The organism is Moorena sp. SIOASIH (assembly GCF_010671925.1).
Lineage (GTDB): Bacteria > Cyanobacteriota > Cyanobacteriia > Cyanobacteriales > Coleofasciculaceae > Moorena.
This window is the reverse complement of record NZ_JAAHIH010000002.1, coordinates 136,147-160,290: the sequence shown is the minus strand read 5'-3', so window position 1 is coordinate 160,290 and position 24,144 is coordinate 136,147. Positions and strand designations below refer to the sequence as shown.

The following is a 24,144-nucleotide window of genomic DNA, read 5'->3' as shown; positions in this document are numbered from 1 at the left end:
TACCAAACCTCAGTAGGTACTATGACCGTAGAGAATATCAAAAAGGCTTTCTTCAATTAAACGGCGAAAAATTTGATGAAAATAGTAAGAAGTTCCCTGCTCTTTAACATATTTTAGGTGATATTTTTTCAGTTGAGCGTTACGTTTAGAAGCTTTTTGCTCAGATCTAATGATGGCAAGTAAGTCGTTCTTGACCGATTCATCCACCGGAAGGGTATCACAGTCTACTAATTTCTCTACAACATTGAGCCGTTGAGCCATTGTCTCGTTGATGATGTAAGAGACTGCAATATTCCTGCCAAAGGAAGTGACGCGATGCCACCAGTAACAAGGAACATACAAAATATCGCCTTTTTTAATGCGAGCTACGTAAGGAGTGGCATGGTTTAGGAGAGGGAATTGCCCAGAATCCAGGCGATCGAGATCGATAGCAGAAATAAACAGTTCAGGAGTTGCCGGATACAGGTACTTGAAATCGGTTATATCAAAGAGCAGGAATTCTTTTTCCCCATCACATTGGCACATGATATTTTCATTGTCATCATAGTGCAAATAGGATTTTTGACCGCCGTTGCCCCAGAACAACGTCCTTCTCCTGGAAATAGGGAAGGTCTCCAAAACAGGGTGGGTTCCCAAATCTTGATGTAAAACAGGAAATAGGTTCTGGTCTGAAATATAGTAATTCTTATCAATACTTTGATAGCGTTCGATGAAGTCGGTGACACTCATCTTTTCCTTAAGACTATCTTTAAGATTTACCTTTCCTTCCTGAGAATAGGAAAAGATATCAACCTTGACTGGTTGTTCTCCGACGACTTGTTTTAAATAATCATCTTCCCACTGCATGGCTTGCCAATGCTGAATACCTTGGCGAATAATAACGGGGCGGTGGTTGGCAACATACTCATTGGCAAAAGTTTCCTTATCAATCGTTTTTACTTCCGCTACAGGAATTTGGTTTTTGAGGTTTATTGGATGATGGTTTGATCGCTGTTCGATGCTTAAATTTAACATAATAAGTATAAGTTATTATAATAAATTAGGTATATCATTTATTTATTCGGTTAATTTATACTTCAAAAATACCAGCGTTCATTCGATAAAAGTTTTGCATCAAATATAAAATTGGATAACTATATTTACCTGAATGAAGTTCACTTTTAACCATAGGCTTAACACGTTTAAACGCATTCTCAACAGGAATAATATCCTGTTGTTTATTTTTTAAATATTCATACAAAAGACTAAGTTTTAAATATAAATAGAAAATATTCCACTCCATTAAACAACCTTCAATTTGCAGCTCTTGCTGAGTCTGAATCGCCGTTTCTTCTCGATCTTCTAACATAGTCAGCATAGTCTGTTTGTCTGATTCAGAGATAGGTAAAGCATCGTTTTTGACTAACTTTATATAGGCCATTAATTGCGAAATCCGATCGGTTCTTACATAAGACAATGCCATGTTCCTGCCTTGGGAACGGACGCTATGCCACCAGTATCCGGGAACATATAACATATCCCCTGGATAAAGATGAGCATTATATCTGGTGACTTCTTTAAAGAGGGGAAAGGTTTGATAATCCACATTATTCACATCTACTGGGGAAAAGTCTGGACTATCTGGATGATCGTAAGCATACATTTTGCGAAAATCTGCGATATCAAAGAGAGGAAACTCTTTCTCGCCATCAATCAAAACATAGATATTTTCCTCATCGTCATAATGTAGTGGCGCATATTGTTCTCCTGCACCGAGAAAGAATCCGGTTCGCTTATGATAGTGCTCTAACCGATTGAATCCCTCCAATATTTCATGGTTGCCCATGTCTTGAACTAAAATACTGGGTATATCGGAATCATTAATGTAATATTGAGGATTATCTTGATAGTGAGTTAAAAACTCACCAAATTTCATATATTCCATGGGAGATTGGTGGTTAAAACCAAAATCATGGCGAATAGATGTGGTTTTAAAAATTTTTCTATTGCCAGCAAGTTTCCCTAAATATTCATCAGAATGCCATTTTTTAACAGCTGGCCAATCTTTAGCAGCACCTCGAATCAGGCACGGAGTATTTTTGAGGAAATAATCTTGATAAAACTCTGTCTGGGTAATACTGGTTAATACAGGTACTTCTCTTTGCATCGCTCCTAGCACCGTTCCTTGATAATTAGGTGGATATCAATAAATCCCCCCTAGGGTGAGAGGCTGAGAAATCCTCAAAATAGTCTCTCTAACTAGAACAAAAATCCTTCGCAGTTGAGAATCCCCGCCAATTCAGTGGGGGGATTCCTATAAACCCAGCGTGGTTGATTGAAGAAGAATTAGATGGCGAATAAATTCGCGCCCGTCGTCATTCCACCCCGCAATAAATTGACAGGGCTATATGGTGCGACGACGACGAGTAGCAGCTACTGCTGCATTTTCCTTTAGCATCTTATTGGGGATAAAGGTGCTTAAGGGAACATCCGCTTTCTGGTTGTATTTAAGTTCCACATAGTTGGGATTGCTCTTCAGCACAGGAACAGCAATATAGGTCGTGCCGTTGATATCAATCTCACTCTTATGGGTACTCAAAGATTCGTCAAATTCTCCCTCTTCAGGAGTGTCAGTATCATCCTCTTGATCATCCATATCCATTTCCTGATCTAATTCGTTATCTAGATATTCTGGATAATGCTTGAGGAAGTCTACAGAAACATACAATACACCGTCAATTTCAACTTCGTTACCAAACACTGATAGATTGTCATTCTTAGTAGTTACACTCATAGTCTATTTGTCCTACTATCAGATTTTTGAGTCAGAACTAATACTAGTATACAATGGGGGGGTCGAGTCAAACCCATGGCAACTTTCTTAAGAAATTGTTAAGTTATTACTCCTGATTAATTCTCGCAGTTCTCAATTGGGTGAGGTACCTTCGTCTTGGGTTAATGGGAGCAGGGGGAGAAAGATAATGTTCTGGATATCGTAAGTGTGGGCAATTATCCGGATTTGATCTAATTACTCACCATGATCAACTTAAAGGGGCTAATCCCTGTATCCCACCCTCACCAAGCACGGGTTGAGACCATTGACTTACTGCTCCCCACATTCGCCGCTCCCCTCCCCCACAGTGCCCACACTTCCCTAGACTACTGAACTATAGGGTACCTAAATCAATTGTGATAATTTTTGTTCCCTGTTCCCTACTCTCTAGTTCCTGCTCCGTCTTTCCTGTTTCCTGTTCCCTCTTCGGTTTATTATACCCACTCGACAACGCTCGCTGTGCTCCTTGATCACCCAAGTTGGTTCACCGTACCTGATGTAACGGCCATCATAGGGTTCTTGACACATGGAGTCGAGAGTTTTACAAGTCACATTATCGCCGTCGCTGGTACAGACAAAGTTTTGGAGGTGTTGTTGCGCCAGTTCCAGAGCTTCAATCACCACATTTTGCCGAATCAATTTCCGGGTCATGGACAAGATTGGATCGGATACATACCCCTTAGGGTCGGCCTGAGCTTCCGAACGATATTGTTGGCACACAACTTCAGTCATAGGCAATCCATCACCATCGCAAAGTGCCATGCGCAGGTGCCTGGTATTGAAGACAATTGGCTGTTCTTGGATGTCACTGTCTTGGCTCTCAGAAGTGGTGCGAATAGAAACTGCTGCGTTGACAACACCGAGGTCTTCCAATTCATTTTTGTCAACCGGTCCGGCGTGTCCGGTAACTGCAATCGAGACCATCGCCCGACTATTTTTCAAAGCACCGGCAGCCATTTGTCGAGCTGTGGTTTCGGTATAAACATCGCCTTTTTTGACCCCAAGCATCTTGCGCTTAGCATCACTATCATAGGTGGAAAATCCACCGTAGGTGTAGGAGCCATAGAGGGGAATGTTGACGATGGTGGAAATAATCATGCCACTGGTCAGAGACTCCGCTGTGACAACATTGAGCTGCCGTGCCTTAATTTCTTTCAAAAAGCTTTCAGCTTTGTCATTCATCAGAGGAGTGTAATCAATGGACATATAATCTACTGTACTGCAACCGTTGTCCATGTACAGTAACCCTCGTAAGCAGGTTTGAGCTGAGTCGCTGGTATCAGCCATTGCTAGTTGGACACCAAGCACAAAGGGTAGGATTAGGGAGACCAGTACCATCAAAACCTTATTTTTCGACATTTTCGACTGTCTTTCTCCAAAAGATAGATGAATTGACTTTGATTACACTATCAATGATTGGGTTGTATAAGCTGGTCTTTATTTAAATTTAATGGTTTTGAGAGCAAGGGAGTAGGGAGTAGGGAGTAGGGAGTAGGGAGTAGGGGGAGAGGGTTTGACGTTTTTTTATAACTGAATAATATTTAATTTAAATGCACAACAGTTTAACAATAATCCGATCTTCGGATCAAAAACGTTATTCCGAAGTTTGACAAGGTTTCAAAAATGTGTTTTACGCTGATCGGGATGCCGTGATTTGATTATAAAGTTGAGGCAGAAGCTGTAAGTGTTGAATCGCTGCCAAATTTGTGATTGCCGATGTATCGCTAATAACAATCACAACCTTCCTAACTCCCGCAAATTTTTCAAGTCAAGTTCAAAGTCTTCAACATCGTAGGAGTAAAGCGGAATTTTGCGCTGCTTAAGAAATTGGCGAAACTCGTTGGGTTCCATGTGGGCCAGTCGGCTGGCATAGTTTAGTGTTAGGCGACCTGTTTGGAACAAGTGTAATGCAATTCGGGAGCGAAACTCACTTGGGGTAAGCTGGGATGCTTGTAGGATTGCGTCTGAAATAACGATACTCATCACAGAATTGTTTTATCAATCGTATTTTTAAGGGTAGCTCAAAAACGTTCTGTTTTTACTAGATTTCAGCTAACTGGTACTAGGGCGTGTTTTCAAAGTTTTCCGCAAGATTTAGATCCCCCTTAAAAAAGGGGGGAGCCATAGTCAAAGTCCCCCTTTTTTAAGGGGGATTTAGGGGGATCTCCGAGTTTGAAGACACACCCTAGCCCTCCCATAACTGTCCAGTTTATGCAGGTCATTTCGTTTGCGATCGCACAAATCAACGCTGCACCTAAGCTTCGACAGCGATAGGCGGGGTCAACGTAAAGATCAATCAAGACTGCTCCATGGGTGTAATCAGAAGTGTTGAACGTTTAAAACATTCAACACTTCTGGGATTTCAGCAGGTCAAGAATGAGTTGGGATGGGCGGATTTTTCGGTTAGGTCAGTTTTTTTCAGGAGTTATGGAATTACCCACTTCAAGGAGTACCTTGCCTTGGTCAGACAAAGGATAAGCTATTTTGGGTAAAAGATTACTCGACCAGGCATTTTTTCTTCATTAATCCAAGCGTAAACACGCAAGCAAGCTAAGACTTTACCAGGAGTACCTCTAACCTGTAATTTATCGATTACGTCATCTTTGTTCTCTGTATATTTAATAATATCATCTCGAACACCTAAAAGCCATTGACATCCGGCTTGATAATCCTCCATACTATTAACTCTTTCCACTGCTTTGTCAAGGGTTTTTCTTGCGTCTTTCTGCAAAGAACACCACCAGGAATTTGGGTCAGCTAAAGGCTGATATACTAATGAGTTAATCGCCTCGTCTAAGTCCAGCCTTGCCTTTAAGGATTTAATCGGATCTTGTTCATGGTCTTTGACTTTTTTGAAAAAAAGTATCAAGGTTTTAATATAATCCTCTCTATGCTTGGAATTAAAACGGGTTATACCAAAAAATTTAATACTTTTCAGGCAATGATGTAGGGAGGGGTCGTTTTGAATAAAATCTATGCAGATAGATACGATCTGGGCAAGAAATTTAAGATCGCCATCTAGAGTTTTATCGTTAATCTCTGAGTATAAGGAAGCTTCAGTTGATAAACACAACCCTTTAGCCTTAACTGTTCCTGTTAAACCAGGATAGAGAAGTTGATTTTCTGAAAAAGGAAGTTCGTTGTTATTGGTATCATCTTCCTTGGCGTTGATTTTTTTAGCTGACTGCAGAGCTTTATTTTGCAACTTTTGAGCCATAGACTCTGGAACACGCAGTAAAAGCTTTTGAATTTCGTCCCATAAGTCTGAGTCATTAGTGCTTCGAGGTTTTGAATCACCAATATAAGGGTAAAGTTTCTTATCTGTGAAGAAGTCATTACAGAAATCTTGGAGAATTAATCCTGGATTTTGAAAATCAGTTAAATTTTCCGAATTTGTCTTTTTGGAAGTCTCTTTGTTAGAGAGAGCCTCGTTAGAAGTATTCTCTTCTAAAAGCTGATTTAGTAGTTGGGATAGCTGACCACAAAGGGTAGCTTCTTCTGAATTGTCTATAGCTTCTGCACGGGCTGATTCTAAAGAGGCATACAGTCCCTTGAGAGTATGCCGTAGATATCGCCCTAGCTCCGAGTCTCTTACTAACAACTGTTTGAGCAGTTGACTCAATCCATCACCATCAGTGTACTCCACTAAAGGGGTTTTGCTCATCGTTATTCTCTTCTTCTATGGGACTACGCTTAACTCTAAGTACACATCCATCTTTTTCTTTTAAAACTTCTGGTTGATCCGATATCCAATAAGGAACTTCCCCTTCATGAAGACGCAGATTACTTTGGTCATCAATTGTAATGTAGTATCTGCAGTTATCCTTAATCTGATTTTCCTCAAATCCTAATGTACCAAGATATATTTCCTTCAATTGTGGGCTCTCTAAGCTGGGATAGTAAGCATAGAAGGTGTGTTTGCCACTTCTGGGGAATGCTGGGAGAGGTCGAGGCTTCTGGTTCTCATCTTTGCTGATAGCTCCTTTAGTTTCTTTAGTTGTTTGTTCTCCTTCGTCTTCATTGTGAAAAATATCATCAAGTTTTTCCCCAGCCTTGAAAACTAGCTGTGGAGATTCCTCATTGATCCCAATAGCAATATCCCACTGAAGTTCACTATCGATAATCATAGCTTGAGGAACTTCTTCTTGTATATTTGCTTTCTCCAACTCTTCTTTTCTTGTTTTTAGCTCTTCCGATATTGTTTGGTTAATATTTGTTAAGGTAGAGTTATTGTCATCCACCTGATCCCCTACTAAATAATGAGGTTTGCCCCGACAAACTACCATTTCAATTTCTAGGGTTTGGTTAACTTCAAACTGAGCTTTGAATCCCTCAAACCATAGATTATTATTCTGGGAATATATTCCGATTTGTTTGGCAATCTCTTCAAAGTTAAATTTAGCCCATAAAATTTCTCTTTGACTTTCAAAGTCTCGACGATAAATGTTCGTAGTTGGTAAAACACCGAACCATTTACTTCGAGCTTTAGCTTCCTGATTAGGATTAAATTTATACAATGGCTGTCGTGCTTGAAAAACTGGTTCTAAAGAACCTACAACTTGCCTCAAGAAAGCACAAGGCAATGTGTAAAGTAAATTATTAACTTCGATATAGAGTTCGCTTTTACCTTCTTTTAGCTTGTCTTTCGCTGCTTTCGGAGCATAAGTGAACTGCTGTCGGCTCATGCCATAACAAGCCCCGACTGAGGTAGCTAATTTGGCATAGTCAGGTACAAAAGTAATCCTGGCTGGGTTCCACTCGAAATCGTTATTGGTATTGCTAAAGATTTCATTAATTTTACGCCTGACTAAATCTAGATGGCAAGTCTGTCCCGATAAAATTAACCAATCCAAAGGTTCTTTTTGACCAGTTGAACTGTCTTTAGGTAATCGGCTTTCTAGCAAGTCTTTAGCAATATTGATTGCTTCTCCAACAACTTTTGAAGCAGCTGTTTCAAGTTGTTGTTTAGATAGCTTGATGCCAGGATTATATTCACCAAGATCAATATCTTGTTGAACCCTAATAAATTGTTCTAATTGATTCGCCGGAATTTCATATTCAACGGCACCTTTGCTTAATTCAACTTTAGCATCATCAGCCCATCGCCAAAGGGTGTAAAAAGCTTGTAGGTTTTTTCGGTTCTCTTTCCATCGAGTTGGTAATATTTCTTCTGCATAGTTTAGAACTGTTGAATAAAATGGATCGTTTTCTGGGTTTTCTTTGTCAATACATTCTAATAGGGAGCGAGTGCGGTATTTGTTGTGATTATCTTGTTGCAAAAATCTTGGATCTAATCCTCTGATCAGCTCATCGAACTTATCATGCTTTAAGTTTCCTTCTGTAAATGCCGTTAACAAATTGTCAACAATCGCTACTTTAAGCACGCGAAAGAGTCGTAGAGTAATTAACTCACCCCCTAAAAATAAGTGTCCAGAAGACCCCATCAACTCTGGAGTCAGAACATAGTAACGTCCACCAGCTCCTCGATCTTCTCCTGGGTCAAATGGACTATCATCTCTCAGAAGTAAACGAATTAAAGCCAAGTCTGTCGTTCCACCACCAATGTCCAATACCATTAGGTTTTGAGCCCATTTTTGACCGCTACGACGACAGCGAGTTTTAAAAGCTTCTATACCGATAGTTTGGTTTCCACCAAATTCTCGCCATACATAGAAAATAGCAGCAGCGATTGCTTCATCAAAATCTTTTTTTACGTCTAATTTGACATCTGTATCTGTAAATTTTTGCTCAATAATTTGACTTACTAAGTCTTCCAGTTTACGACGATTTTCTGGTTTAGATACCGTCGGATAAGTAACTATTACTCTGTAAAATTTACCGCTATCATAACGTTTTTTGTTTTCCGGTTTATCTTTAAAATTTTCTGTTAATTCAATCAGACATTTCATCGCTGCTTGAATTAGCTCACTATATTCAATATTCTTCTCTTCTCCTTCCCAATATATCTTGATTTTATCTTCTTCTCCTTTTTTTCTGGTTTTATTAAGGTAACGCTTCGGAGAATGGTGAAACTTACTTTCTATTTTTCGCCAAAATGTTTCCTGGTTTTCATCTTCCTGGTTTTCATCAGTAGTCTCTTGGGACATCGCTGTCAATCGATTATTTCTAGCTATTTCCCCCATTTCCACTTCCAAGAATCCATTTACACCAACCAGTTCCAGTTCGCTAGTAATTTGTGTCTCTTGGGGGAGATTCTTATCTATTTTTGCCAGAACGATACGTTCCTTTTGTAAGGGTGGTAATTGGAATAATTGACGGTAAATTTCGTTAAGTTTTTTACTAACTACCGGGTAGATTGGATCATCTAGTCTAGTACCTAAGGAAATTTCTAGTTGGCGAATTCCCTCTAGCAATATCGAGCTATTTTTATTGTCGATAATTTCTGGCCAAGATTTTCCCAAATTACTTTCAACTTGTTCGATATATTCCTGCCATTCATCATCACCAACTCCTGGTAATTTTGAGTCAGATGAGCCTAACCATTCGTTAAAAAGTTTAAATAATAGGTCTTTTTGTTCCAAGGATAATTCCTTGGGTTCTATTGCTTCTTTAGGATCGTAAAAAGTAACAGTAGAATTTGAAGTACCAAAATCGATAGCAATCCATCCACCATGTGAGAGCATTTTTTCCCCCTTACTTGTTTTTTTGTAAAATAAATTACAGGTTTGAGACGTTTTTCTGTGCGATTCACTTACTTTGCTATTTTGCTCGATATAATCTATTTTAACTCCTAAAAAATAATTGGCATAACTAGGCAGATATTCATCAAGTTTGCAGTATGGAGAAAATCGTAATAGCGAATCGAGATAAAATCCTTTTGGATAATGATAATTATTAAAAGAATTATTGTAAGCCTGTTGAATTTTATCTCTAAGTTCTGGAGGTTTTCCTGTTATAGTACAGTTGATATGATCAATCCTTATAATATTAGCTGGATCGTCGTGCTCATGAATCAGGTCTATTACAGGAAGCTTTAACCACTTAGTATTGTTTACTGTTTTAATTTGGTTCAACAGAAACTTATTTACAATCTTAATTCCAACAGGCATATCAACATCTTTGGCAAAGTTTAAAGAGGAATATTTACTAGCTCCTGTAGAATTAATAACCAATCTGGTGTGGTTTCTTCAGTTGGCTCTTCACCTACCATTTGTTTTAGCAACGTTCTATCTGCTAAGAAATCTTCTTCCAAGGTTACAATGGCCTCTTCTAAAATTGATGTTTGGAGTTCCTTATTTACTGTTTGATTTACTTTGCTTAAAATTTGAATAAAGCTATCACTAACGCTACAAATCATTGTATCTCGAAGTCCCAGTATAAAAGTTAGATGGTTTTCGTAGAGTGGTATTCTTTTATTAGCTTGTTTATGGTCTGGAGACCACCCGAATATCAAAGCAGGTTCATGGCTATTTTTGTCTTCACGGGGTAAAGGAAACAAAGTTTCTGAATCTATAGTTATAGAACTATTGTTTTTCACTCTTTCTAGCAGCATTGATTCCCATTCCCTCGGAGATGCTAAAGAAAGTAAGTCTTGTATATCTTCTTGTATTTCTTCTTTTTTCACAACACAATTTTCAATTTCAGACCGTATTTCTTTGACATTGATTGTCCTCTGATTATCCTTTAATGAAATTAGGTTATTTGATAATTCGTCTAACCAGTCTTTGATAGACTGGTCAACACGCTCCTGAATAAACTTTTCGAGTTGATCACAAGCCTCCTGAAAAGAAGGATACAATTCATCGCTTTTAGTAAAAGTTTTTCGGATTCTTTTTTGACGTTTTCTTCGAGAAAAAAATGACTCTTCATCCTCACTGTTAACTTGTGGTAAATTGACGATTCCGTTTTCAATTTTGAGAAATAGGGTTCTCCATTCACTCCAGCGAGATATTTCAGAATTTACTTTTTCTGCAACCTCTTGTCGAAGGGAAATTTTGCTTCTTGTTTCATCTATTCCTACTCCCAATTCTAATGGATTTTTTTCTAAATGGGTTTTTAACGCTTTATAGCTATCTGCTAATTCTCGGAGTGCTTGGCGCAGGATTCGTAATTTGGGATTCTCAGAAGCAAGCAATTTAGCCAGTGAAGGATTATTAACTTTCTGTGTTAAATTTTGTTGTTCCTTAACCAAAGTTTGTACTTTAACGTTGACATCTTTATATAATTGTTCAAGACCATGAGTTGCCACGTGATTTTCAAGCAGATACCGTAGTCTAGAAAGACCACCATCTTTTGTGAAAGCATCTAGCCAAGTTACTAAAATACTATCAGGTTCAGATTTTTTTAACCTTTCGCTTAACTGCTGCCATTTTTCGTTTAGATCAGGAAAATGCTTCTGAAATATATTGAGGTTTTCTAGTACAGTTGGTGTCGCAATTTTAATGGTGCTGTCTAGGTTTTTTCTCAAATACTCAAGTGCAGCAAATGCTGACATAAAAACGATTCTTTGCTCATCATTACCTTTCGTCAATTTACGGGAATTTTCAATAACCTTACGCAAAGCTGGTATTTCATCGAAAATTTTCTGCTCTGTTAATTGCTCTGTGTTACTAAGAAGCTTGTCAATACCAACTTCTGCCCCAGGCAAATCATCAAATCGCCCAACACCTACAAGGATAAAATCATCGAGATTTTGGTTTTTTCTTTGCTTTCGGAGCAGATCGATGATTTCATTGTTTGTTGTACTTCCTGGACGAGGACCATAGGTCAATAGTAAAATCGTCTGTACATTTTCCATTTCATGGACATTTACAAATCGATCTCGAAGCTCAGATTTATCAGCCCCTAATCCAGGCAAGTCTAATAAAACTAACTTGTTGGCTTTTTGAAGAGATGAAAGATCCCAAATTTGATCTGACACTTTGACTTCAACATTTATTCGTCTGATTAGAGGAAAGGTGGCTTGCAAAAACTTAGGAAACTGCTCCTTGTCTTCTGGGGGAAACTGCTCAAACTTCTTAATATCTAAGATCGAACGGGGGTCATTAGGTAGCTGAAGACCTGCGTAAGCATGAGTAGCATTATCAATAGGCAAGGATTGACCGCATAAATTATTATAACGTAGATAAGATTCAACAAACACTACTAGTTCTTGAATTGCGTTTTCTAATCCAGGAGTTTTGTCATAATTTTTTACTTCATCGTACCATTGGATAATGTTTTGCCAAACATCAGGATCTTTAGGATCTTTGGAAGTACATTTTCTCAAACTATCGATTTGCGTAGTAGGTAATTGTGCTTTAGCCTGTACAACCAACTCCTCAACTATAAAGTCAAGACATTTATCAATTTCGTTCTGATTAAAATATTTAACGCTAAACTTAAATTCAGTTGGTTGCGAGCCTTTTACCTGAACGATATTGAGATGAGTCACATTCCCAGTAGCTGCCACTCGACTGTCTGGTAACATTCCTGCATAACCAAGTAAACTACCTAAGACCGTAGTTTTTGTAGCTTTGAATTCTCCCATAACAGCAATTTTAACTGGTGAAGAAGAAGATTTAACTACTTCTTCGGCTTGCTTTCTGACAATTTCAACTTGATTGCTAATTTCAGTTAAAATGCTATCCTGCTGAAGGGATTGTTTCTGGATAACAGAGTCATATTCCTTAAGTTTATTAAGTATAGCTTCACCGAAATTATTAAAATTACGCAGTTGTTCAACCTTTGACATTATAATTTAATTTTATTAACTATATTAACTAATTATGACTTTGTTTGAATTTATTTAATTAAGCGTATCTAAAGGAAAATGATTAGATTTTTGTCGCTTATTATCCTCTATTAATAGCTCTCAATAGTACTTCTGGTGGAGGTATTTCTTCTAAATCTCCTAAAGTGAGAGTGTTACAAATACCATATTTGGCTCCCTTTTCTTCTAAAGATTTGTCCAATTCTTGTAGAAATTGTGCTGCTTGGGGATCTGAACCAACTTGAATAAAAGAAATACCAATTTCCGAATCCTTATCGATTCGACGAGTTGCGTTCACAATTACATCAATTACTGGAGGCTTATCATCAGGTGCTCCATCTGTAAATACTAAGAAAATTTCCCCATTTGGTTTAGCACTACCGTTTGCTTTACGTTGGAAATAATTGTCGAGAGCATCCCGCAAAACCTCATCAAGGTATGTTCCACCCATAGGATATGTTTCTTGAAAGATTTGTTCTACCTTATTTGTCGTAACATTATCGTATCGCTTAAATCTACTCGAAAATACATAAACAGTAATCCCATCGGGGTCGATTTCTTCACAATATCTAGCATAAGCCTCTGTAGTTTCTGTCATAACCTCCCATCTAGTTTTTGTCCCCCTTTTCTCGTCCTTAATGGTCATACTGCCACTTTTATCAATAATGATGGTGTAATCACGGTCTTTTAATTCTTCTGGGACATACATAATTCTGATTACTCTGAAAATGTTGCTAAAAAACAATTCAAGCTTTGATAGCATTAGATGAATTAATGTAGCAGATCAAAAATCCTAGATCGCTTCTATATAACCGACTTATACAGTCAGGGTATTGATAAAGTAGTGATGGCATAATCTACCCGACAAACATTTATTGTAGTTATGAATAAAATTCCAAATAGCTCCTAACGGAAATCTCCAAATCTCTCCGGCAAATCCCTCCACGGTATCCCGGCTCGATCCCGATACTTTACAATACCTCTACAATACCTCTTCTGTCAAACTAACTGATCACAGGCCCTTCGCTTCCGGAAGAATTGCCCCAGGAGCACTGACAAAGCGCTTACGGCATTCTTCGTTGATCCAGGCTTTGGCGATAACCTGGGACACAGCGGTTTCTAAGGTTTTCCAGTTTTCGCTCAATTTCCTGTTCATTATACCTACTGTACAAACTGAGTTATTGAGTGGTTGCTTGGAGTCTTTTGAGGTTTTTATCAACTCTTTTTATCAACTCCAAGAATACATATTTAGTTTTAACAAACGGTAGAAATTATTACGCCGTACTAATGAGGTAATAAAATATACATATATTTAGGAAAGAGGGCTAGGGATTTTACCACGGATATCTGCCTGACACTAGACAAATCAAACCTACCGAAAGCAGGGGATAATCTTTATTATGCCTAGGAAAAGTGCCCCTGTAGCTGCACCAACTAAGGGGGATTAGTAGTAGTTGATCCTTAGGGTGAGATGTCGATAATTTTATCTAAGATTTTTAGTATATAAATATACTTACCATTAAATGGTGGAATTTATAATTTCTTAAGATTTTCAGTCAGTCTCTAGAATTAAGAAAATTTAAAATTTATTTTATCAAAAATTAATTAATATTTTTTTATATTTATTCAACGTTTGTGATAATTATTTTAGTGAATGTGTTCCCAATCATCAGATTATGCTATACTAATAAAAATAATACTTTGGAAACCATTTGTCAATTACCCAATCGGGAATATGCCTCTATTAATTAATGATAGAAAGAGGGGCAAGAGGAAACCTCATAAAGGTAGGTTTTTGGTAAGCATATGCGCTACGCGCACGCTACGCGAACAGCCGTCAGCCGTGAGCCAAAGGCTCACGCTTCGCGAACAGCTTATTTTATTCAAAAGCACCGATTGCGCTACGCGCACGCTGCGCGAACAGTATAGCAGTCGCCAGGGCAGTTAGGACATGACAAAAGTCTCAAACCTAAGTAAGCGCAAGAGTTTGACTTCTGACTTCTGACTTCTGACTTCTGACTTCTGACTTCTGACTTCTGACTTCTGACTTCTGACTTCTGCTATAGCATGGCCATAGGCCAAGGGCTTTTCCCCAGACTTTCAATTCTGTAAAATATCGAACTATTAAATTCTCCCAAATGAGATTTATTTGAAGCATTAGGCTGAGAGCTGAAAGCTGACAGCTCAATGCTGAAAAAAAAATGCATATACACGTATTTAGCCAAATAAAAAAGAGGGGCTTGTGATCACGAGTCTGTGGCCAATTAAGCGATGGAAACCGTTTCAGTCAAGCGCTCCAATAGATTGTGCCAAGGACCCACACCCAGCTTCTCAATCACCTCTGTTTGAGCTTGTTCCCAGAGGGGAATAGCTTGGGTCAGGTTTTCCTGGCCTTTTGCCGTTAGTGCCACCAATCGTGTCCGCCGATCCTCTCCAGGATTAATTTCAATTAGTCCCTGCTTTTCTAAGGGCTTGAGATTACGGGTCAAGGTGGTTCGATCCATTGCTAGGGTTTGAGCAAGTTTGTTGATGGTGGAGGATTTAGCCGCCGCCATCACAGCCAAGATTGAAAACTGGGTTGCTCGTAAACCACTAGGCCGCAACTTTTCGTCAAAGATTTGGGTGACGACACGGGTGGCTTTGCGTAGGTTAAAGCAGGTACACTGCTCTGGGTTGAGTTGAGTTGTGGATAACTGCATATTTGAAGTATATACACGTATTCTGAAGTCAAGGGTGAGCCTGAGATACCCTTGGCTTACTCAAAACGATAGCAAAGGGAACAGGGAGTAGGGAGTAGGGAATAGGGAGTAGGGAGTAGGGAACTTCGGATCAGGGAACAAAAATTATCACAATTCCTACACGGATTGCTAGATAACGCGAGTTTAATTAAACAGAAATACCTGAAGAAACAACTAATCCTAAACTAATCTGATTTGATGCCATTTTTTTGGCTTTGGCATCGCTTTCTTCTGATTTGCTTGTGGCTACAGTTTCTGACGATAACTATTCTCCCAATACCCCTTGAGTTTGTCAAGGGCTTTGATGAATTTTTTTAGTACAGACCAGATTTTTATCTCAAGTTGGTGTCAATCCTTAGGTTTTCCGTTATAATACAAGTATCGGTATAGTTTATTGTTCTTAATTACCCCTTTATGAACAAGTGCGTTTGTACCACTGAAGCCGCTGCTCTCCTCGGTATTTCTTCTCGGCGATTGCGCCAACTCCTGGACTCTGGACGCGTCCGTGGTGCCTATAAAAGTGGTAAATTCTGGATTATTCCTCTTTTCAACGGTCTGCCCCAAATTAGCAAAGGCAGTCGTGGACCGAAGGGCAAATGGCGCAAAAATCGTGCTCCGGCTCTAGCTAAGATTAATGTCAACCGCAATCGGATTGGCACCAACAATGGTAAACCTCGCGAACAGCGTCAGCCAGTGATTTCGGTCAAACGTAGCGGCAACAATCTCTATGGCAACCAGGTAGAAATCCTCGGTCCATGTCGGATTGTGTATCAGCCGGACAAGCCTCTCAATTGTGGCGCTCGTTTGTGGATTGAAACTTTTAGTGATGTTCACTTTATTGGTGGCTGTTTTCCGGCTACTAGCTAATTTGGTTGAGGGTCAATTTGAAGTAAGCATTCAGCCGTCAGCTGTCAGCCGTCAGCAAAATAGAAAAGAATGAGCCAGCAATGAGTAATAGTGACTTGTATAATCAGGATTTTGTTCTGTGGACTGAGACAACTTGTCAGCAACTCAAAAACAGAAACTTTGATGAGTTGGACATAGAGAATTTAATTGAGGAAGTAGCTACCTTGGGACGATCTGATAGACGAGAGATTCAGAGCCGACTTAAGGTTTTGATGGAACACTTGCTTAAAAGGCAGTACGTGAATTCAGAGCCTGATTATCGAGGTTGGGAAAAAACGATCAATGAGCAGAGAGAACAGATAAATCTTTTGTTGTCTGAATCTCCTAGCCTCAAACCTTATCTTGAATCGGTCTTTTCGGATTGCTACAGATATCCATTGAAGGTGGTTAGCAAGGATTATCCATCTATTAGTTTACCCCCAAATTGTCCTTTTACTTCTGATATTTTAGATCAAGATTACCTATATTAATAATTTATTACCGTAAGCTATAAGCTATCAGTGATCAGCTATCAGCTTATGGGTCACAGGCTCGAAGCCTGTGCCACGCTACTGTTCGCGCAGCGTGCGCGTAGCCCATAAGCTGCTGACGGCTGATAGCTGATAGCTGATAGCTGATAGCTGAATGCTTACCCATTTACAGTAGCTCAGCCAAGACGATCAACTGGTTTGTAAAATCTGTGCAGCAGTTAATTTAAGCTCCTGGAAAGTTTGGGAAACAACTATCTGGTTCCCTCTGAATTATTCTTTTTGATAACTACCGTCTTTTAAAATCAATACAGTGACTAACTGCTCTTGGGGGTCAATAATCCAATATTCAGGAATACCTCTTTGTTGGTATTGTTGTACCTTCTCGACATAGTCCCGGCGGTAATTATCTTCATTCTGGTTTCCGTAGGGGCTAACCACTTCAGCCACTAACAACGGGGGGAGCATATCTAGGGTGATCGCAGCTTTTCCTAGTGCCCCCATCTGCTGGATGTGTTCTGGTCTGACCACCGTTAAGTCAGGTTGACGATTAAGGGGCATTCTAGGCAGGGGAGGTACAGCCAGCTCTAAGCCTTGGAGTTTTACCTGTCGCAGTGGGACAAACTTCTCAAACTGGCGCTCTAGCAACTTTGCTAGGAATAAGTTTAATTCAAGCTCTGGGGGCACTTTTACTAACTCCCCGTTAAACAGTTCATAGCGGTTGTCTGTGCCATCGTCGTATGCCAGATATTCTTCAAAGGTAAGTTTGGTATAAATTTTAACCATTGTGTCACTCCCATCAACCTGTTCTTTACTAGCTTAATCACTTTACACAGTGAACGGTTGCCTGTCACCAGCGACATGAATGTTTTTAGGGAGTAGGGAGTAGGGAGTAGGGAATAGGGAGCAGGGAACAGGGAACAGGGAACAGGGAATAGGGAAAAAATTCTGTGTATCTCATAGTTATGAAAAACGATGTACTTAATTTTTCTAGCTACTATTCCTTGTGAATTTATCACATTTAATCATAAAAATAAAAGCATAATATTTTTAATTTTTCCCAACTTTACAGATTATTATTCCGATTCCCGATTCCCGATTCCCGATTCCCGATTCCCGATTCCCGATTCCCGATTCCCGATTCCCGATTCCCGATTCCCGATTCCCGATTCCCGACTCCCGATTGCCTAATATAAAAACTACCTCACAAACTTTATTTTATTTCTAGATATACCCCCAAAATATTCTTTTTTTATATTTGTAAATAAATGTTAATAATTTAACTTAATTATTGACATTTTCCGAGATATTAGTAATAATAAAAATGTCCGATATTTCCCTAGGATGTTTGGACAAAAAGCCGCGCTACTAGGTTGGAGGCCAAAGCGCGGCTTAATCCCCAAGCACACACTATGTTTGAGGTAATTCCATGATGCCAGAAAAACGCTCTCATGATCATCTGATTGACTGTCAGCAAGCCCTAGACCGCCTTGCCCAAATTGCCCAGAGCCAATCCACACGCCCACATTCCTATCCTCATCCCATTACTGAGCGAGAGGAAATCTTGATTAACCTATACAGCTATTGCCGACTTTCCATGACGCCCCAGGAGTTTTATGGGAAATGGCAAGTGAAGCAAGCAGATATCGGTAAGATCTGCTGCCGCTCAACTCACGCTGTTAACAGGTGGCTGGCCCAAGGTGCTCGCTATAAATCTCCTAGTTCTGATTCCTTATACCATTTAGCTTTAATGGATTTTCTGTTGGAGAATTTTGAGGAAATTCCAAAGGAGTTATTGAATCGGCTTTGCTCTAAGGTTGAATAAGGTTGAAGAAGGTTGAAGGTTGAAGGTTGAAGAAGGTTGAAGGTTAGGAGGTTGAAGATTGAAGGTTATTTGGTTGTTCGGCTTTGGCATTCGAGTAGGCTAGGTTGTCTGTCAGAATGCAGAATGTAGAATGCAGAATGTAGAATTCCAAATTCTACATTCTTAATTCTACATTCTTAATTCAAAAATGTTGAAGGTTATTTGGTTATTGGGTTATATCTCAGACTGGGTATAACCTTTGTAATTTAGTTGATTCTGTCATTCTTACAAAAAGGGATACTACTTACCAACTTAGCTGATATTTGGCAAAGTTTTGCTTAGGGATGAGCTACGCCCAGCCAAAGGCGATTGGCCTACGCCCAGCCAAAGGCGATTGGCCTACGCCCACGCTACGCGATCGCGTTTGAATTGGGATGTTGGTTTTTGCTAGGGTAATTCCAACGCAACGGTGAAAGTGGGCTTTAGCTAAGACAACCTATCCCTGGATGTCGTCTGTTGGTTAATAAACACAACAGCGATGCAGCAAGGGAACAGGGGAGGCAGTGCCGCCAAAGGGGCTTCCCTAGCTAAAATGAAGCTTCTCCCTTGCTATCGGGGTTCACCGGGTGCATCTCATTAAAGCTGTTTGACCCGGTGGGTGGAATCGGCATCTTGGTGGAACGGGCATCTTGGTGGAACGGGCATCTTGGTGGAACGGGCATCTTGGTGGAACGGGCATCTTGGTGGAACGGGCATCTTGGTGGAACGGGCATCTTGGTGGAACGGGCATCTTGCCCGTTTCCTGCCGCAACCTATGCAACATTTACAAAAGCTGCATCAAGGCAGTGAGAGAGATGCACCCGTAGAAAATTTTGAATCTATGGACGACTTTACCTGAATCGACCTCGATGCCGAATCAGCGGAACAGGTCCTGAAATGTTATCCGGTCCAAAGCCAGGTTGCAAGGTAGCTGGGCCGAAGGTAATTACATTGCGAATGTTCAACTTCACCTCATGGTCACTAATGGGAGTTACAGAGCTTATGCCCTGAGCTTGTCCTTGGACACCGGTGGGGAAGTCTTGACCATCCAAGCTCAGCTCACATCGAAATGAAGCTTCTCCCCTGGTATCAAAGTTCACCGGACCTGCAGCACGGTAGAAAATGTTGAATCTATTGACGACTTTACCTGAACGGTTAGTCTCTAAAAATTGGTAGTTTCCGAACAATATCACAGTGTTCTGTTCAGTATGGAAACCGTTCCATTCACCACCGAGGGTATAGCCTTCGGGATCGATGACTTGGACTACCCAGCCCCCATCATAAAAGAACCAGCCTTCCGGTGGAACTTGTTCCCCAGCGGCTACATAGGCGCGGTAGTTCGTTCGCGGGTCAATGAGCCATTGTCTAAAGATGATACGACCAGAGTTTGCTGGATCATCGACGTCGATGCCAAAGCGCTGATAATAGAAATCCTTGGCCAGTTGTTCTAGCTTTTTAATTTCTGCGTTACTACGTTTCATAACTACTTTTTGGAAGTAGTCGCCATCGCAAAAACCATTGGAGCAATTGATGAAGGGCTTGCCTGGTTGCTTGTTATTGTCCACCACACCTGTTGCCATCATTACTAGGAAGTTATCGGTGAAACCCTTTGGGATCGGTTGTTTGTGTGCTGAGACGGGTAAGGCTAGTGCTACTACGCAGACCAGGGCGAGTAATACTGACAACAGTGGGGCAATCTTGTTTATATGTAGTTGACTTTTTTTGGTGGAATATTTGGTGTTACTTCGTTGTTTCATTGAAATACCTGTGCATGTAATTGAATAGTTTTGATTGTTTTATTCAGATCGGGAACTGTAAAACCTAGCTGGGGAGCATGTCAGTTTTGTTCATCCCTGATCCAGATCCCCCTAAATCCCCCTTGGTTAAGGACTTTTGGATTTAATTCCCCCCTTGGTTAAGGACTTTTGGATCTAATTCCCCCCTTGGTTAAGGACTTTTGGATCTAATTCCCCCCTTGGTTAAGGACTTTTGGATTTAATTCCCCCCTTAGTTAAGGACTTTTGGATCTAATTCCCCCCTTGGTTAAGGACTTTTGGATTTAATTCCCCCCTTGGTTAAGGACTTTTGGATCTAATTCCCCCCTTGGTTAAGGGGGGTTAGGGGGGATCTATGTACATAATTACAAAGGGGACCTACTCCCCCTAGCTGAAGTAAAATCATTTTACACCTAAATTATTAAATTTTTTTCACAAATTTTGCCATTGCACTCCTCCAAACTTGGACATAGAATCCCTTGCGAGCTTTTAAAATTTATCTAGTCAATGAATCTACACAATTATGGTTGTAACTAATTATTAATTATGAATTTATGTAACCAAAAATCTTAATTTTCCTGGGTTCAAGTAAAACTGCAAGTAAGCCTATGCGCTACTTGAGGTGCGAACAGTTGTCAGTTGTCAGTGGTCAGTGGTCAGCGGTCAGCTTAAAATAAACCTGGTTTCCATGAAAACGTTTTGCTGAGCGATGAGCTACGCGCAGCCAAATGCGATCGCTTTTAGCGTGGCCATAGGCCAATCGCGAAGCGGTTCCTTTCGGGCAAAGCCCGACGCTGCGCGAACGGAACATCGCGTTTGAATTGGGATGTTGGTTTTTGCTAGGGTAATTCCAACGCAACGGTGGAAGTGACCACTGACCACTGACCACTGACGGCTGACGGCTGACGGCCAACGGCTGAATGCTTACCTTTTCTCAGTCAACCAGCTTATCCCACTCCCTTTTAGGTTTGATTTGGGCTTAATTTATGCTAAAGTCCCAATAATACAAATTAACAAGAAACAATGTTTAGGAGTAAATCAAATGACGGATTACTATGTAGCAGCATACTTTTATGATTCTCAACGCAAGTATCAAGAGGATAATCCATCACTTATGTGGCAAAATCCTCGTAAACGAAACTGGACTTGGTCTATAGACAAGGGGTATCATGATTGGTTTCCCTCATATACGGAACTGAGTGGTCAGTTGCTTGATAGTTTTTTTGTAGAAACAGAATTGACTAGAGCCGAGTTAGAGGAAAGGTGCAGAAAATCTATTTTTGAAAAGCATCAAGACAAGCAAACCTATAAATTGCTTGACTATTCTGCAGCTACAAGTGCTTTGAATCCATACGAGTATCCCATACATTTCAAGAAAGACGAGGGCAATCAGACTATTAAAAAGATGGTCATATTCGGTGACAGTCTTTCTGATACAGGGAATCTCAAGCACTGGGTTAAATTAATGCCCGAATATCCCTATTGGTATGGCAGGTTCACGAATGGACTAACATGGAATGAATATCTGTCTAAAGAAACAGGAATTACTATGTTCAACTGGGCTTATGGTGGAGCAAAGTCTGATTCAACCAATGATTTCAAGCCTCAAGAGATTCTGGATTACGTAAAATCCGGGGGACGCAATGTTATTACTGGCAGTATGACTACAACAATAAATCGTTATCTTGATAATGGATGGCTGAGTGGTAAAAAGATTGATTTAACAGCAGCAGAAGAGACAGCTTATACCCTGTGGATTGGAGCAAATGACTATCTTGAGAAATTCGATAGTGAAGAAACACTCTTTAATTTAATCGAATATCCTAACGATATAGGAGGCTATGAAAAGGTTTCAGATCGAGCAACTGATAACATAATCAAAAATATCAAAAAACTAAATGACAAAGGGGCAAAATATTTTATCATCCCAAACCTACCGAATGTCGGCAAAACGCCCACAATAGCAACTGTAAGCTATGATTTCAGTAGAGGTTCGGTGAAAACAAGAGAAGATCTTTCTGCTGCTATAACAAACATAGTTAATGTTCACAATAATAAGCTAAAAATTAAGATAGATTCTCTGACAGAAGAACGAGGAAAATCTTTGAAGATAGTATACATAGATCTATTTTCTAATTTCGACGCACTCCTAGAGAATAAGAATCCCTTCACAGGAGATTATTTTGACGCACAATTCGATAATGAGTATTACGATATCCAATCTACAGGGAGTAGTGCGATACAAATAGCTAAACAGTCTTTCCAAGGAGGTTATCTTGCCGAAGGAATAACAAATGCAGACTGGAGAGCCTACGCCTCGAATAATACAAGTAAAACAAAAGACGGGTCTTTTAACTTTCTATCGACATTTTGGGATAATGTACACCCAACATCATACGCTCATTCCTTGATTGCATATTCTTTTCAATATTCCATGAAAGAGGCTGGACTAATAAGTAGCTCTCTCCCTAAGCTGGAAGACTATCGCGATAGAAATATACACCTCGATTAATTCAAGTTTATTGAGAACTGGAGTTTAGACTATAGCGGCTTTCAATTTTGTGAGGTACAGATTTCCTAGTTTTAGGGAACAGGGAACAGGGAACAGGGAACAGGAAAGAGAGAACAGGAAAGAGAGAACAGGGAACAGGGAAAAAATCCTGTGTACCTCATTAGGCTAAAAACCGCTATAAAATGAATAAAAAAGAGGTTTCGGCTTCGCCGGAACCTCTTTGTATCAGAAGATGATAGGTGTTGAATTGATCTCTAATCTTCGATAACTATGTCTAATGAATGGCTACTTAAACTAATAATTTGGAATAAAGTTCAATCCAATTTACAAAAGCACTCCCAACCAAGTTGATGGCTACCATTGAAGGATGGACTGAGGTTTAGGCTTCCTATTACTTGTTACCTTTGCTATTTCCGCGATCGCTAACCCTGATTGATAAGATAAAATAGGATTATCAGCTCAAGTAACAATTTTCCAATGGTTCAGCAGCTACAGCCCACCACCGATGACATTTTTTATCCCGAAAGTGACGGTAAGCCCTTGGCGGACAATACCCTTCAATTTGAACTAATTACCACCATTAAGTTTGGCCTGGAAGCCCAATTTAAAGATGACCCCAATGTGTTTATCGCCGGGGATTTGTTGTGGTATCCAGTACAAGGACAACCAAAAATCAACCAAGCCCCCGATGTCATGGTAGTTATCGGTAGACCAAAAGGGCATCGGCCTTCTTACAAAACCTGGGTTGAAGATAACCTTAATCCCCAGGTGACCTTTGAAATAGCCTCACACACCAACACCATCAAAGAATTATAAGAGGATAAACTCAAGTTTTACCAGACCCATGGAGTAGAAGAGTACTATCTTTTTGATCCAAATCGGACAAAACTAAAAGGCTGGTTGCGTTCATCAGAAACCTTAGAACCCATCCCCCAGATACTGGGTTGGGTTAGTCCCCGTTTAGGAATTACCTTTGACTTAGTAGACTCGGAATTGGTACTGTATTCTCCTAAGGGAGAGCGCTTTGCTACTTATCTGGAAATTGTTGAACAAAGAGATATCGCTCAACAACAAAGAGATATGGCTCAACAACAAAGAGATATGGCTCAACAACAGGTAGAGTTTGAAAGGTTGGAAAAAGAGCAAGCCCAGGAAGCTTTAGAGCAACAAAGGCTGGAAAAAGCACAAGCCCAGGAAGCTTTAGAGCAACAAAGGTTGGCAAAAGCACAAGCCCAGGAAGCTTTGGAGCTGGAACGAAGTCCCATGAAAGCCTTACTGGAGCAATTAAAAGCGAAAGGGATAAATCCAGAGGATTTTGAACTATAATCTTAGTTATAAGCTATCAGCTATCAGCTTATGGGTTACCTCACAGCGTCGAA

22 protein-coding genes and 1 pseudogene are annotated in these 24,144 nt (G+C 39.9%); 7 read left to right on the top strand and 16 right to left on the bottom strand.

The window, feature by feature from the left end; genetic code table 11:
• Positions 1-9: 9 nt before the first annotated feature.
• The 12 genes from F6J90_RS08415 to F6J90_RS08360 all read right to left on the bottom strand — a co-directional run bounded on the left by F6J90_RS08415 (position 10) and on the right by F6J90_RS08360 (position 15,223).
• On the bottom strand, positions 10-1,014 hold the full coding sequence (locus tag F6J90_RS08415; RefSeq protein WP_293092019.1) for a cupin-like domain-containing protein: 1,005 nt from the start codon (positions 1,012-1,014) through the stop codon (positions 10-12).
• A gap of 55 nt (positions 1,015-1,069) precedes the next feature.
• On the bottom strand, positions 1,070-2,146 hold the full coding sequence (locus F6J90_RS08410) for a cupin-like domain-containing protein (protein ID WP_293092017.1): 1,077 nt from the start codon (positions 2,144-2,146) through the stop codon (positions 1,070-1,072).
• A gap of 237 nt (positions 2,147-2,383) precedes the next feature.
• The gene (locus tag F6J90_RS08405; RefSeq protein ID WP_293092015.1) at positions 2,384-2,773 is read right to left on the bottom strand and encodes a hypothetical protein; all 390 of its coding nucleotides are present in this window, start codon (positions 2,771-2,773) and stop codon (positions 2,384-2,386) included.
• A 426-nt stretch (positions 2,774-3,199) separates the two neighbouring features.
• Positions 3,200-4,171, bottom strand: a complete 972-nt coding sequence (locus F6J90_RS08400) for a CinA family protein (protein ID WP_293092014.1) — start codon at positions 4,169-4,171, stop codon at positions 3,200-3,202.
• 375 nt (positions 4,172-4,546) lie between these two features.
• A complete protein-coding gene (locus F6J90_RS08395) occupies positions 4,547-4,795 on the bottom strand; it encodes a UPF0175 family protein (protein WP_070391283.1) in 249 nt (82 codons plus the stop codon).
• Positions 4,796-5,291: 496 nt separating this feature from the next.
• Positions 5,292-6,476 carry a hypothetical protein gene (locus tag F6J90_RS08390; protein ID WP_293092013.1) on the bottom strand — a complete coding sequence of 395 codons (1,185 nt, stop codon included), beginning with the start codon at positions 6,474-6,476 and terminating at the stop codon, positions 5,292-5,294.
• A complete protein-coding gene (locus F6J90_RS08385) occupies positions 6,445-9,945 on the bottom strand; it encodes a virulence factor SrfB (protein WP_293092012.1) in 3,501 nt (1,166 codons plus the stop codon). Before F6J90_RS08385 ends, F6J90_RS08390 begins: the two co-directional genes overlap by 32 nt.
• Entirely contained in the window at positions 9,903-12,506 is a 2,604-nt protein-coding gene (locus F6J90_RS08380) for a hypothetical protein (RefSeq protein WP_293092011.1), read from the bottom strand. The genes F6J90_RS08385 and F6J90_RS08380 overlap by 43 nt, the downstream gene beginning before the upstream one ends.
• Before the next feature lie 100 nt (positions 12,507-12,606).
• Positions 12,607-13,233 carry a VWA domain-containing protein gene (locus tag F6J90_RS08375; protein WP_293092010.1) on the bottom strand — a complete coding sequence of 209 codons (627 nt, stop codon included), beginning with the start codon at positions 13,231-13,233 and terminating at the stop codon, positions 12,607-12,609.
• A 303-nt stretch (positions 13,234-13,536) separates the two neighbouring features.
• Positions 13,537-13,680, bottom strand: coding sequence for a hypothetical protein (locus tag F6J90_RS08370; protein WP_293092009.1), 144 nt, complete (start codon positions 13,678-13,680; stop codon positions 13,537-13,539).
• A 788-nt stretch (positions 13,681-14,468) separates the two neighbouring features.
• Entirely contained in the window at positions 14,469-14,606 is a 138-nt protein-coding gene (locus F6J90_RS08365; RefSeq protein ID WP_293092008.1) for a hypothetical protein, read from the bottom strand.
• Positions 14,607-14,788: 182 nt separating this feature from the next.
• Entirely contained in the window at positions 14,789-15,223 is a 435-nt protein-coding gene (locus F6J90_RS08360) for a MarR family winged helix-turn-helix transcriptional regulator (protein ID WP_293092007.1), read from the bottom strand.
• Positions 15,224-15,676: 453 nt separating this feature from the next.
• Between F6J90_RS08360 and F6J90_RS08355 the strand changes: the two genes are divergently transcribed.
• Both F6J90_RS08355 and F6J90_RS08350 read left to right on the top strand, forming a co-directional pair.
• The gene (locus F6J90_RS08355; protein ID WP_293092006.1) at positions 15,677-16,129 is read left to right on the top strand and encodes a helix-turn-helix domain-containing protein; all 453 of its coding nucleotides are present in this window, start codon (positions 15,677-15,679) and stop codon (positions 16,127-16,129) included.
• 80 nt (positions 16,130-16,209) lie between these two features.
• Positions 16,210-16,638 (top strand): DUF29 domain-containing protein, encoded by a 429-nt coding sequence (locus F6J90_RS08350; RefSeq protein WP_293092005.1) that lies wholly within the window; start codon positions 16,210-16,212, stop codon positions 16,636-16,638.
• Between the two features lie 270 nt (positions 16,639-16,908).
• Here F6J90_RS08350 and F6J90_RS08345 read toward each other — a convergent pair whose 3' ends face one another.
• The gene (locus tag F6J90_RS08345; protein WP_293092004.1) at positions 16,909-17,421 is read right to left on the bottom strand and encodes a Uma2 family endonuclease; all 513 of its coding nucleotides are present in this window, start codon (positions 17,419-17,421) and stop codon (positions 16,909-16,911) included.
• Positions 17,422-17,610: 189 nt separating this feature from the next.
• Between F6J90_RS08345 and F6J90_RS08340 the strand changes: the two genes are divergently transcribed.
• Positions 17,611-17,826 (top strand): hypothetical protein, encoded by a 216-nt coding sequence (locus F6J90_RS08340; RefSeq protein ID WP_293092003.1) that lies wholly within the window; start codon positions 17,611-17,613, stop codon positions 17,824-17,826.
• Positions 17,827-18,064: 238 nt separating this feature from the next.
• On the top strand, positions 18,065-18,460 hold the full coding sequence (locus tag F6J90_RS08335) for a hypothetical protein (RefSeq protein WP_366513725.1): 396 nt from the start codon (positions 18,065-18,067) through the stop codon (positions 18,458-18,460).
• Here the strand turns inward: F6J90_RS08335 and F6J90_RS08330 are convergent.
• Positions 18,428-18,550 carry a hypothetical protein gene (locus tag F6J90_RS08330; protein WP_293092002.1) on the bottom strand — a complete coding sequence of 41 codons (123 nt, stop codon included), beginning with the start codon at positions 18,548-18,550 and terminating at the stop codon, positions 18,428-18,430. The two genes, F6J90_RS08335 and F6J90_RS08330, sit on opposite strands and share 33 nt — an antisense overlap.
• Positions 18,551-19,085: 535 nt before the next feature.
• On the opposite strand from F6J90_RS08330, the gene F6J90_RS08325 reads away from it, so the two are divergent.
• On the top strand, positions 19,086-19,337 hold the full coding sequence (locus F6J90_RS08325; RefSeq protein WP_293092001.1) for a hypothetical protein: 252 nt from the start codon (positions 19,086-19,088) through the stop codon (positions 19,335-19,337).
• Here the strand turns inward: F6J90_RS08325 and F6J90_RS08320 are convergent.
• Entirely contained in the window at positions 19,330-20,235 is a 906-nt protein-coding gene (locus F6J90_RS08320; protein ID WP_293092000.1) for a hypothetical protein, read from the bottom strand. The two genes, F6J90_RS08325 and F6J90_RS08320, sit on opposite strands and share 8 nt — an antisense overlap.
• A 667-nt stretch (positions 20,236-20,902) precedes the next feature.
• Positions 20,903-21,166 (bottom strand): hypothetical protein, encoded by a 264-nt coding sequence (locus F6J90_RS08315; protein ID WP_293091999.1) that lies wholly within the window; start codon positions 21,164-21,166, stop codon positions 20,903-20,905.
• A 129-nt stretch (positions 21,167-21,295) separates the two neighbouring features.
• Here F6J90_RS08315 and F6J90_RS08310 point away from each other — a divergent pair, with 129 nt between their 5' ends.
• Together F6J90_RS08310 and F6J90_RS08305 are read left to right on the top strand one after the other, a co-directional pair.
• A complete protein-coding gene (locus tag F6J90_RS08310; RefSeq protein ID WP_293091998.1) occupies positions 21,296-22,765 on the top strand; it encodes an SGNH/GDSL hydrolase family protein in 1,470 nt (489 codons plus the stop codon).
• Between the two features lie 477 nt (positions 22,766-23,242).
• Positions 23,243-24,091 (top strand): annotated as a pseudogene (locus tag F6J90_RS08305) (Uma2 family endonuclease).
• The last annotated feature ends 53 nt before the right edge of the window (positions 24,092-24,144 follow it).